Genomic DNA, 11252 nt, shown 5'->3' with positions numbered 1-11252 from the left:
AGTTTATTTGAAGAATTACGTCTTTTAAGAGGAGATGATCAATATCCTTCACAAGAGATTAAAGAGAAATTAATTGACTTATATCTTCCTGCAACCGTATCAGATTTAGCGATTAATTTATCCAATATTACCTCTCAATTCTATGCTTTGCAATTACATTCCATAGGAGAGCAGTATGGAGTAGATAAAATACGTTTGCACTCTGATAAACTATTTTACAATCTTGGTAAAGCAAAAGCAGAGCAAGCATTAATTAAAGATGCTACTATGGATCGAGATTGCAGGTCAATGGTTTTAGTCGCTATATCTGCTATTTACACCTCGAGTCCGGAGTTCAAGTTTCAGGTGCAAGAATATACTTCAGATTATGCTGTGATTAATTTGAAAGGTGTTGATCGTTATCACAGAGCTGCTAAACAATATAAAATTGATCAATATTTAACCTTTCCAACTTTAATCGCTTTTTTAGATGGAATCAAAGATTATCTTCAATTAAGTGATATAGAAATACAAGTACCTCAATCTTTTTATGACGAAAATTCAAATATAGATTGTACGTATATTATTAAACAAAATTAGTTGTAATATGAAACATTTATATAACTACATCGGGGAGAATTACCCTTATTTATTTCCAATGGATAATTTGGTAAGGAATGCATCTACAGTAGAGTATAGTACTACAAATAGCTCAGATAGTCAATTGAGAGGATTCAAAGAGATAGGGCAAATAGTTGCATCATTGGGAAGTATCTCTTTATTGACAGCCATGGATATTTCTTCTAAAACATTTTTCTTAGCTGAAAAAATTAGAATAAGAAAAATCAATAGTACTATTGTAGAGGATGGATTAAAGTATTGTGCTAAGCCTTTTTCATTTTCAAAGCGTAAAGGAAAAGTTTTAGTAGATGTTTTGAATAATCAAAATCAATTGTTTTATACTTCTGAACTAGAATATGTTATTTTTGATGAAAATGCTTTTAATGATGTTTTCAGCAGTTTTTATACAGAAAAAATTCCTGCAGAAAGTTCTCCAATAAAGGAGGACGTACTGGTGAATTTAATCGAGCCATTTTATTTTAAAATTCAAATCCCTTCTTTTACAATCGAACAATGCAAAGGACATTTTGATAATTATCCTATTGTGCCAGGTGTTTTTATCATGGATCGATTGTTAGAAGGAATTGAGAAATTCTTTAAGCTCCAAGGAGAGGATGTACAAAGTAAAAAATTAGTTTTAGATAATTTAGAAACATTTCTAAATACAGCTACTCCAGTCTATAGCGAATTAAGCTCGCTAGTACATTACCGCCAAGTATCTAAGGATAGTTATTTGTTTGTGTGTACTATTACTGATAGTAATCATAAAATTGAATATGGTCATTTTGTAATTACGGTGAAGCTTTATTGATCGTAATTCTTTGTTATGATCGTATCCTTTTTTAAATGTATTAAAAAACTTCTTTCTATTAAATCATTTACTTTGACCGTTTGTGTAGAAAAATAGTTACAAAGATTATTTCTTATACTTTCTGTCATTGCTAGATTTAACGAAAGTGGATAAAAATCAGCAGGTTTTATTTTGTATTTTACAAAGACATGTGTAGTATTGGGGCTGCAATAGTAAGGGGGAAAGCAGCTTCACTTTCCTTGAAAATAGCGAAAAAAAGCTTGTTTTTGATGGTCAATTGAATTCAATTGCTGAACTTTGAATAAAGGCCATTCATATGATAGACAATCAAATTAATGCAGATGAGTTTGTTTCCAAGTTCATGGACATGAGTAGGAATCATTTGATCTATATTAGCACTCCAATTAAAATTTTTTCCCTCAAGGATATTGCCCCTTACCTGAAAATTCCAATTCCGCCTATTTTCTTTGGGTATAATTTGTTGATTCATCTGACTAAAGGCTATTTTACCCAACGAATTGATTCGACTACGTTTACGGTAGAAGCACCTGCCGTCTTGCTATGCAATTATGGTTATATTTCAGCCATTGAGTCTGTGGACAAATCGGCAGAAGGTTATTGTGTACTGATTAAAGAACACGCCATGACCTCCATGTTTCGCGAAACACAGATTTTGAATATTTTTACTATCTCTCCTTTGCTCAACCTCAATGCTCAAAACAGTGCGGCACTTAGTAGTCTGCTTGATTTATTGTATAGTGAAATTCACAGCGATCAACCCTATAAAGAGCTGTATGAAAGTTTGTTTAAAACCATTGCATTAAAGGTGATTAAGCTGTCGGATTCGACCACATCCATTGAGCGTAGACAAGAGATTGCCATTGCGTTTAAACAACTCGTCCATTTGCACTTTAGTAAGTACAAGACCGTCGATTTTTATGCCGATCAACTCAAAGTGTCAATCAATTATTTGAATCGTTGTGTTTCTGCTGTGTATCAAAAATCATCCAAGCAACTTATCTTGGAAATAGCCATTATTCACAGCCAGCTTTTGCTGCTGGAAACCAATAAAAGCATTGCAACCATTGCTTATGAACTGGATTTTGTCGATCCGTCTTATTTTGCTCGACTTTTTAAAAAACACGTGGGAATTACTCCTTCAGCATACAGGAAGATATAGTTTTAGTTCTATGTTAAAGATGCACGATTTGTCCTAGTTTTAATCTGAACTGTCATATTTGTTTTTCAATCAGCTTTTTAAATTTGTTCAAAGTAGCGTTTGATCGTTTTTGTCCTTATAGACGACTCAATCGTTCATCGATTTTTCGGCACCTAGGGGGAGAAGTTGTCAAGCAGCTGTAGATTTTTTAATTGAAAAAAGGAGATAGTTATGCATGCAGTAATAGAACACATCGATTTTAGTACCTATATCGCAGAATTTAAGAAGCGATTAAAGTATTTGTTTCGCGAAAAATACAATTATAATGATATGGGATTAACCCGTGATTTTCCAGCTGAATTAATGGAGGAAATCATGGAGGAAAAACCATTGGCAGTGGCTATTCCAACAAAGCACGGTGGACGAGGAGTACAAGTAAAAGAGTGTTTGCAAATACTTGCTGCTGCTTCGTATGAGTCGTTGCCTTTGTCATTGATGTTTGGGATTAACATTGCACTTTTTTTGGAACCTCTAGCGAAATACGGACAACCGGCTGTACAGCAACGCGTATTTCATCAGTTTATGAAAAACAAGGCTATGGGAGGTTTGATGATTACGGAAAAAGCCCATGGGAGTGATGCCTTGAATATGAAAACGGCCTTTGAGCAGAAAGGGGAAACGTTTCACATTAAAGGACAAAAACACTGGCAAGGGTTGAGTGGTGCAGCTGACTTTTGGTTAGTTACTGCAAGAGAGTGCAAGCCCAATGGCGAATTATCTCGCGATATTGATTTTTTTGTTTCTGAAAACAAGAGAGTGGAACAACATATTCCCATGACGCACCGCTACAATAACCTTGGGCTGTATGCGATTCCTTATGGCATTAATGAAATTGATATTGCCGTTCCTTCAGAACAAAAATTAATAACCGAAAGCACGGGAATTAAACTAATGCTTGATACACTACACCGCAGTAGATTGCAATTTCCTGGAATGGGGTTAGGCTTTATTCAAAGACTGTTAGATGAATCAATGGCGCATTGTCAAGAAAGACAAGTAGGAGGGGTTCCGCTATTGAGTATTGATTCAGTAAAAAATCAAATTGCCAAGATTCAAGCGGCTTACACGTTATGTTCAGGTATGTGTATTTTCAGCGTAGCAACTAGTGGAATTGAGAACGACTTGGCTTCGATGAGTATTGAGGCTAATGTACTCAAAGCGGTTGTGACGGATTTAATGCAAGAATCAGCTCAAATTAGCTTGCAATTAGCAGGTGCGAATGGTTATCGATTGGATCATATTGCAGGGCGATCTTTAGTTGATTGTAGACCTTTCCAAATTTTTGAAGGATCCAATGAGATGCTGTATACGCAAATTGCCGAAGGAATTGTAAAGTTGATGCGAAAAGCGAAGGAAACCAATTTATATCGCTTTTTACAAGGGTATGAACGCACCAATGTAAGTGTGGATTTATTTAGAATGTACTTCGATTTTACAGTGGATAGCACAGTAAAACAGCGCAATATGTTGCTTATTGGCAAGATGCTTTCTCGCGTTATTGCCTTTCAATTTGTATTGCAAATGGACGACTTTAATTCTCAACTGGTGGAGATTACCCGTCAACAGGTTGAAGCTGATTTAGCCGCTTTTTACGGACAATTTAAAACCCGAAATGACGTAGATCCTATTTTGGATTATCAAGTAAATTCAGATTGGACGCGTTTTTAAACTAAGGAGTGTACGCAACTAAATGATAGAAATAAGTCAAGTAGTTTACTGCTTGACTTTTTTTGTGGTTGTTTCGTACGATTGCAAGTGTCTGAATTTGCTATATTTTGCAGTTTCTAACTGTTGTAGTTGCTCCCAAATACAAAAAGAAAGCAATAAAAAAAGGAGCGTTTTAAAAAGGTACTAGGTTCAGTTGAACAGCAAATTTTTATCAATCTATATTTCAAAAGGAAATAGCCAGGTGTTGAACGGCTAAAAATAAAAATCGCCTTTTAACGCGTAAAATAACTTCAATTTTCAACTTTATATACTTTGCTACTATGTTGCATTTTTATAAAAATTAACGTTACCTTGTCCGTATCTTTAAAACGCGATTAAACGAAAGAATATGAAAATTGGAGCAGATGCTTTAGGAGTAAGCAAAAAAGACGCAATCAAGGTTGTAAGCTTAGTTATTGTAACGTATATCCTTTTAGGTGCATTGTTCGACTGGATATTTGATCGAAGCTTAGAAGCTTGGTATTACTATTTGGTGAAAGGTGTGCTTTTTGGTGTATTTTTCTCCTTGGTGATTTACTTCTTTATCAAGAAGATGACCAAGGGAATTTTACTTAAATTAGATTTACCCTTAGAACAAGGGGAAGTCTTAGAAGCATATGGCGTTGCCAACTTGTTTTTAAAAGGACAGGCGATTGGTGGAAAGCTTGGGATCACCCAAGACTATTTACTCTTTCATTCACACAAGTTTAATTTTACAAAAAAAACGGTACGCATTGCCTTTGTCGATGTGCAAACCATCCAACCTTGTAGAACCATGGGGGTGATTGACAATGGTTTAAAGGTAAAATTAGCGGATCAAGAATGTCGTTTTGTAGTGAATGATCGAGCAAAATGGATGGAATTGTTACAAGTGAAACTAAAACTAAAGTAAAAGCAAGCTTCAGCTGATCGAATTACTTTTGCATTTTATTAGAATACTTTCTTCGATTCCAATTCAATGATATAGGGAACTTTATTAGAATTGTATTCGATAATAGGCATATCCCTATAAATAAGATAGTACTATTTGGGTTTCTTTTGCCGATGTAAAGATTGGAAGGATTGTGCTCTGTTAGATCTTTTAGGGTGATGTAATTCATAATGTTATTTTTTATAGGTTAAGTATAGTTGATTCGCTAACACTTCAATATCCTCTTTTCGTTTCAAAGGTTCTATCCAATGCAAAGGAATACTATCATATCCATATAAAATCCCAGCTAAAGCCCCTGTTATTGCTGCATTGGTATCTGTGTCTTTGCCAAGTGATATCGCTTGTAAAACAGCCTTTTCATAACTTGTTGTTGTGAGCAAAGTATGTAAAGCAATTTCTAAACTTCCTACTACAAAACCACTAGCATTAAATATACCAGGATCTAATGATAGAAACTCCTCTGAAAAAAGTCTTTTAAATATAGCATTGTTATGATATTTCAAGGCTAATTCTTCTTTTAACCTTACAAAAGCAAGTGTAGTGTCTTTGGTGTGATAAAGATGTTTCGCAAACTGTAAGTAGATAAGACAACTATCTACTGAAATGGGATGCGCATGTGTTACACTACTGAAGTCACTAACATATTGATAGGAGTCTGTAATTGTTTTGTCATATAAAAGAGGTAGGAGTAAAGGAGCGATACGCATTAATGAGCCATTGCCATTATCGCGTTCTGTGTTGAGTCCTGATGTTCTCCAATTATAGTTATTGGCAAAGTTTTCAATGGCCAATAAAGTCGTTCTACCAACATCAAAGGTATGCCCGTCTGTGGTCCAATAGCCTTGTTTTAACCAATTTTTAAAAATATCCATAAGATCGTTCAAATCGGTTTGACCAGTTGCTAAATATTCTGCTGTGCAAAAAGTAAGGGATGAATCGTCACTAAAGGTTCCAACGGGTTTATTCCAAGAACCAAAAGGAGCAAAGCGATTGGGAACATCTTGGTAATTGGATTGTACCGAAGTTATATTGATTTCTGTAGGACTTTTAAATTCTACAGGAACTCCAAGCGCATCGGCTACCGCGATTCCAAATAAAAGATCAGAAGCTAAATTTGACATAAATAGATTTGTTACAAGGTTGTCTTTCAAAAGTAGATTATAAAATCGGTAACCCAAACTTGAAAGAAAAGAATTTTGTCTACTATAGTAGAGATCGGATATTAGAACTTCAGAAGTTAAATTAATTTTTTTATTGAGTGAAGATTAAGTTACTTAAGAACTAAATAATTCATCTATTTATATCTTAATAATTAACTCTTTATCAAACCCATTATCTCTTTCATCTAAATAGCCATGTGGATTACAAATAATTTCTGTTTCACCAATCTTATAGTGACAGGGTGTATGAATATGACCGTGAATCCAAAAGGTGGGTTGATGTTCTAAAATAAAATCCTCCAAGTTGGAAGTATAAGCGGCAGTTACGGGATCATTCTTATAACTTTCGGGAATGGATAATATACTAGGAGCATGATGAGTGATAACCACATTTTTTTTAGCAGCAGACTCTTTTAAACTCTGATTTAACCAAGTTCTTGATTTTTGATGGATGTGATAAACATCAATTGTTCTCAATTTGGAATAGGAGGGATCTCGTTTAATTTGCTTGTAATCGTTCATTTTGCTTTGACAAATCATACCATATTCTATTGGGCTACCAAAAATGGAAAAATCCGTCCATAAGGTACAGCCATGAAAGCGAATATCGCCTATATCAATAAAACTATTTTCAAGTACGTGAATGTTTGTATCTTTTGCGGCATCGATTATTTTGTTTAAAGTCTTTGGGTATGAACCTTTATAATACTCGTGATTGCCCAATAAGTACAGCACTTTTTTATTGGGTATGTATTTTTTGATCCACTCGATTCCCTTGCTACCCAAATGGGTATCTCCAGCTAATATAACCAGATCAGCCTTGTCAAAAAACAAATTGGCGCTACTGCTAAACTCTAAGTGTAAGTCGCTGATTATCTGTATTTTAATAATGGTGAAAAAGAGGATTTGCAAAAAAAAATTAGTTTACTAAAGGTACGAGTTTTATGCTATCTTTGAGTCTCATTATGAAATAAAGGCAGTTTTTCATTCCGTATAAAAATAGATTGCTATGCCTCAAATAGTCTTGAATGATACTACAGTAGTGCTTAAAGTGAAAAAGAGTCCTCTTTTTGCTCGTGTAGTTTTGTACATTCTTACATTTCTTTCAGCTGCTTTACCTATAGGCGGTTTTGTGGTAAATATTGTCAATGGTGGAGCATTCAAATTTTTTAATTTAATTGCTTTACTTCTCGGTGGACTATTCTTTTTTTTACTGTTGCGTGTTTCCTTGTGGAATACATGCGGAAAAGAGGTCATTACGATAGTGGATCATAAATTAACTTATACAGCGGATTACAAGTGGTTTAAGGGAAAAGGAGAGGAGTTGATTTTTAAGAAAATTCAGTTCACCTTACATCAAGTTGGATATGAAGAAGACAATAAGGGGGTATTAGTGATTATCTTTGATAATAAGACTATGTTAAAAACTGTTACGAAGTTAGATCTCGTAGAGCTTACTACACTTATTGCCCAATTAAATAAAAACGGTAACTCCAATTTAAACTATGGGAACACGTACAATTCTTTTTATTATTTTCACGACTATACTTTTAGGATGTAGTCAACGTAGAGAGCAACAAAAAGCGGATAACAATGTAAGAGAAACATTGGTGGGTGATTGGGAATTAATTAGGGATGACAGTCTAAAAGATGATTTTCCACTAGCATCCTTTCGTTTACCTATAGGAATGACAATCTCCAAGGATAGTATCTCCTTTTATTCGGGATTCTATAAAGAAGCTTTAGATCGAGTAACAGGAAAGAGAATGCGACAATTTTTAGGAAATACAGTACCCTACCAAGTCAATAAAGACAGTGTTCGTATTAAAAGTCTAGTAACCCATAATTGGGAGTTTCAATGGAAATTTGTTTCTAAAAGAAATGATACTTTGCAATTAGCATGGAATGATAGCACGATAATCCGATATAAGAAACTTACCTATAACTTAGAAAGTTTGCCCAATTTTGATCAAATTATCTATTCTAGTTCGGGCTGTTATGGTTCATGTCCCATACTCGATATTTCGATCACTAAAGAAGGAGATGTTTTATTTCAGGGAGAAGGCTATGTGAAATCACTTGGTTTTTATGCTGGACATCTTGACCGTCAAACAACGCAAACTATTTTTGACAAGTTTAGAAAGGCAAATCCCTTAGCTCTTGAGAATAGCTATGCCGTTGATCATACGGATGATCAAACACTGACAACCACCTTTATTAAAAATGGGAAGATTGTTAAGACAATAGAGGACTACGGAATGGCGAGTACTAATGAGATGATCTGGGCCTATATGTTACTTTCGAACATTCATGATGTGATGCACCTTGATCCGTTGCCTTATGATGAGCCTTTCTATCCTAAGTTACATTCATTCACCTTTAAAAAGGAGAACTTGGTCTTACCACTGGCCAAATCCGAAAGTTTTTACCTTTGGACAGCACTCAAAAAAGCAAAACAGGTAAATGAAGTATTTGCTCCAAAGTACAAGCTTGTCTTTACTGATAATTTTGACTATTGGGGGCCTGATCCGAATGAAGCAAGAACACATCAATATGAAATAAAAAACGTGGTAACTGATGGACAGTTCTACAAATTTGAATTTGAAGACAGAGGGGCTATAACGTATGATTTGGGGTATAACTTTCTGGAGCGAAACTTTAGTACAGCGAATTTTACACAAGACTTAGAACTATAAAAATAGTGTCAATAAAGTAACCGTTGAAAATCTAATGTATGTAGTTAAATCAAAATCAAAATTTAGTCTGCTTAAATTCCTAAAACTAAAAAAGTAAAAAACACTAGATAGGATAGAAAAATAAGTAATAATGTTACCCCATATAATCAATGATGCTTAACGTACAATCGAATAAACAACCACACGCCAATTATCTGCCACAGTTGAACTATGTACTCCTGCTAATCAGTACATTTTTTTCGATGTCTTCATTTTCCCAATGTGATACAAAACTTTTGACTGGCACCTTTGCAACTATCCCTTTTACTTTACGTTGCCCTGGGTATCAATATTCTTTTTCTCCTCACAACACAACGGAAGTGTTGGATATTCTAGATTACAATGATATCAACTTAGTAAAGACTGAATTCTTGGCTGTAGAAGCTCGTATTAAAGATCATGTGTTGCAGAAAACGGATGCATACTTTTTAAAACATCTGAATTTCTATACGTTTGAAATTGTTGATTTAGATCGAGTAGATGATTTTCAAGACAAAGTCCCTACAGTAGATCTAACACAGTGTCTAGCTAAATATGCAATGCATTATTATTTTGAACCTATTGAAAATGTAAAATACTGTATTGGTTTTGCTCTAGATGAACAAATGAATGTCATCAGTACAGATAATTTTCCTAAAGGAAAGATAAACCCCTTTCAAAATACAACGGTTTGTGACTTATACGAGCTGGGTGAAACGTATTTAAACCTTCCTACTACTGATTTAGCACTAATTGTTTATAACAATGCGTTTTATTGGAGCTTATTAGAAAAAGCAAACTACGAAAGAGGAGAAAATAAACGACAAAGAATACTCATTAATACCGCGGATTTGAGTGATTATCTTCTCCTTGATGCTATTTTTTATGTTGATTTCTAATGTGAGTTCATCCAAAATATAAAGATTATGCCCTTTTAAATTGAACCTAACTATATTGTACAAACAGAAGACAAATTAGGTGTCTTGTTTCCTAATCGTTTTAAAGCGAAGTTAATGCAAGATAATAAAGATAGATAGGGTAAAAAATGTTCTCATATTATTGAATTTTGAGACGGGGATACTTTATTTTAATTTTTAAACTTCCCAATGTTATTTAATAAGTTGAGGTAGGAGTTCCCAGTTTTTAACTTTGAATACACGAAAATCCAGATCTTTAAAGTTGTTTTTTTCAAAAGAGTCTTCATTAATAAGAATATGCATTAATTTCGAATTGTCTTTCCATTTGTTGATTGTGTTTCTAAGTTTAGCTTTTAAGAAAGAAGGAGCGACATTAAAAGCTTCTCCTTCATAGTCTTGATTATCCAGAGAAATTGTGAAATCACCATGTCCTCTGTGATTCGTTATACCTAAACGCAATGTGAACGTAGCCTTTTGGTATTCGGATTTGGTTTCGATAAGCTCTAATAAACCATTGATAATTACTAAATCAGAAGCAATCCTGTTTGCAGCTTCAAATACAGTGATATTTTTATAAGGCCCAATGATTGTGATGTTAGCACCATTTTTTCTCTTTAAAAATTTGATACTATCTATTATATCTATGGATGAAGGAAATACTATAGGATTGGTTTTCAAGTATTCGAAATAGGTGCTTCTAAGGTTTTGTAGCGCTTTAAAATCTAGATTTTGTATGGCTGTATCTTTAATTAGGCTTTCTCCTTTTGTCATGATAGAATATGTGGTTTTAGGTAGACTGTATAATGGAACGATTACTTTTCATCGAAACTTTGATGTCCTGTGATGGTGATCGTTTAATAGAATATGAGTCCTAAACTAGGTTCTGCGGTTTTAACTGTATGAACCTTTGTCTGTTGTTCCTTTTTTTAAATTAGTTTGAATATTGAAGTACTCAAATGAGTATTGTTTGCTGTAATTCTTTATAATCGACATAGCAATAAGTAGATTTCATTTTAATGTAAAAATATAAAAACATAACACAATGAACTAAAAGAAAATAGGGAACATGCTCTAAATTTATGTCTAAATATAAATAACCTTTAAATGTAAAGCTATTTATGCTGTTCATTACTGATTTCTATTAAAAGAGACAACTCCATTTCTGCTAAACTTGTACGTCTACTTTCTTTTTC

Annotated in this window: 11 protein-coding genes; 8 read left to right on the top strand and 3 right to left on the bottom strand. The window is 33.9% G+C overall.

Annotated features, from left to right (window positions below):
- From AWV75_RS18930 to AWV75_RS17375, 5 genes are all read left to right on the top strand, one after another.
- On the top strand, positions 1–579 hold a 579-nt coding region (locus tag AWV75_RS18930), incomplete at its 5' end, for a hypothetical protein (protein ID WP_060875556.1).
- Positions 580–586: 7 nt separating this feature from the next.
- Positions 587–1411 carry a hypothetical protein gene (locus AWV75_RS17390; protein ID WP_060875555.1) on the top strand — a complete coding sequence of 275 codons (825 nt, stop codon included), beginning with the start codon at positions 587–589 and terminating at the stop codon, positions 1409–1411.
- A 316-nt stretch (positions 1412–1727) separates the two neighbouring features.
- The gene (locus tag AWV75_RS17385; protein WP_060875554.1) at positions 1728–2591 is read left to right on the top strand and encodes a helix-turn-helix domain-containing protein; all 864 of its coding nucleotides are present in this window, start codon (positions 1728–1730) and stop codon (positions 2589–2591) included.
- 210 nt (positions 2592–2801) lie between these two features.
- On the top strand, positions 2802–4298 hold the full coding sequence (locus tag AWV75_RS17380) for an acyl-CoA dehydrogenase family protein (protein WP_060875553.1): 1497 nt from the start codon (positions 2802–2804) through the stop codon (positions 4296–4298).
- 388 nt (positions 4299–4686) lie between these two features.
- Positions 4687–5229: a hypothetical protein gene (locus AWV75_RS17375; RefSeq protein ID WP_060875552.1), complete on the top strand. Its 543-nt coding sequence runs from the start codon at positions 4687–4689 to the stop codon at positions 5227–5229.
- A gap of 212 nt (positions 5230–5441) precedes the next feature.
- Here AWV75_RS17375 and AWV75_RS17370 read toward each other — a convergent pair whose 3' ends face one another.
- On the bottom strand, positions 5442–6389 hold the full coding sequence (locus AWV75_RS17370) for an ADP-ribosylglycohydrolase family protein (protein ID WP_060875551.1): 948 nt from the start codon (positions 6387–6389) through the stop codon (positions 5442–5444).
- 177 nt (positions 6390–6566) lie between these two features.
- Positions 6567–7340, bottom strand: coding sequence for a metallophosphoesterase (locus AWV75_RS17365; protein WP_231738183.1), 774 nt, complete (start codon positions 7338–7340; stop codon positions 6567–6569).
- Between the two features lie 97 nt (positions 7341–7437).
- Between AWV75_RS17365 and AWV75_RS17360 the strand changes: the two genes are divergently transcribed.
- The 3 genes from AWV75_RS17360 to AWV75_RS17350 all read left to right on the top strand — a co-directional run bounded on the left by AWV75_RS17360 (position 7438) and on the right by AWV75_RS17350 (position 10041).
- A complete protein-coding gene (locus AWV75_RS17360; RefSeq protein ID WP_060875550.1) occupies positions 7438–7989 on the top strand; it encodes a hypothetical protein in 552 nt (183 codons plus the stop codon).
- Positions 7934–9124 (top strand): DUF6438 domain-containing protein, encoded by a 1191-nt coding sequence (locus AWV75_RS17355; RefSeq protein WP_060875549.1) that lies wholly within the window; start codon positions 7934–7936, stop codon positions 9122–9124. The genes AWV75_RS17360 and AWV75_RS17355 overlap by 56 nt, the downstream gene beginning before the upstream one ends.
- 149 nt (positions 9125–9273) lie before the next feature.
- Positions 9274–10041, top strand: coding sequence for a hypothetical protein (locus AWV75_RS17350; RefSeq protein ID WP_060875548.1), 768 nt, complete (start codon positions 9274–9276; stop codon positions 10039–10041).
- Positions 10042–10251: 210 nt separating this feature from the next.
- Here the strand turns inward: AWV75_RS17350 and AWV75_RS17345 are convergent, their stop codons facing one another.
- Positions 10252–10830, bottom strand: a complete 579-nt coding sequence (locus AWV75_RS17345; protein WP_060875547.1) for a hypothetical protein — start codon at positions 10828–10830, stop codon at positions 10252–10254.
- Between the last annotated feature and the right edge of the window lie 422 nt (positions 10831–11252).

The sequence above is a fragment of the Myroides odoratus genome (assembly GCF_001549985.1).
GTDB lineage: Bacteria > Bacteroidota > Bacteroidia > Flavobacteriales > Flavobacteriaceae > Flavobacterium > Flavobacterium odoratum_A.
The sequence above is the reverse complement of the archived record's forward strand: the minus strand, read 5'-3'. Positions and strand labels throughout refer to the sequence as shown.

What these genes read in the sequence shown, in the direction of transcription:
- AWV75_RS17390 (WP_060875555.1), top strand. Translation starts at nt 587, where the DNA reads ATGAAACATTTATATAACTACATCGGGGAGAATTACCCTTATTTATTT.
- AWV75_RS17385 (WP_060875554.1), top strand. Translation starts at nt 1,728, where the DNA reads ATGATAGACAATCAAATTAATGCAGATGAGTTTGTTTCCAAGTTCATG.
- AWV75_RS17380 (WP_060875553.1), top strand. Translation starts at nt 2,802, where the DNA reads ATGCATGCAGTAATAGAACACATCGATTTTAGTACCTATATCGCAGAA.
- AWV75_RS17375 (WP_060875552.1), top strand. Translation starts at nt 4,687, where the DNA reads ATGAAAATTGGAGCAGATGCTTTAGGAGTAAGCAAAAAAGACGCAATC.
- AWV75_RS17370 (WP_060875551.1), bottom strand. Translation starts at nt 6,389, where the DNA reads ATGTCAAATTTAGCTTCTGATCTTTTATTTGGAATCGCGGTAGCCGAT.
- AWV75_RS17360 (WP_060875550.1), top strand. Translation starts at nt 7,438, where the DNA reads ATGCCTCAAATAGTCTTGAATGATACTACAGTAGTGCTTAAAGTGAAA.
- AWV75_RS17355 (WP_060875549.1), top strand. Translation starts at nt 7,934, where the DNA reads ATGGGAACACGTACAATTCTTTTTATTATTTTCACGACTATACTTTTA.
- AWV75_RS17350 (WP_060875548.1), top strand. Translation starts at nt 9,274, where the DNA reads ATGATGCTTAACGTACAATCGAATAAACAACCACACGCCAATTATCTG.
- AWV75_RS17345 (WP_060875547.1), bottom strand. Translation starts at nt 10,830, where the DNA reads ATGACAAAAGGAGAAAGCCTAATTAAAGATACAGCCATACAAAATCTA.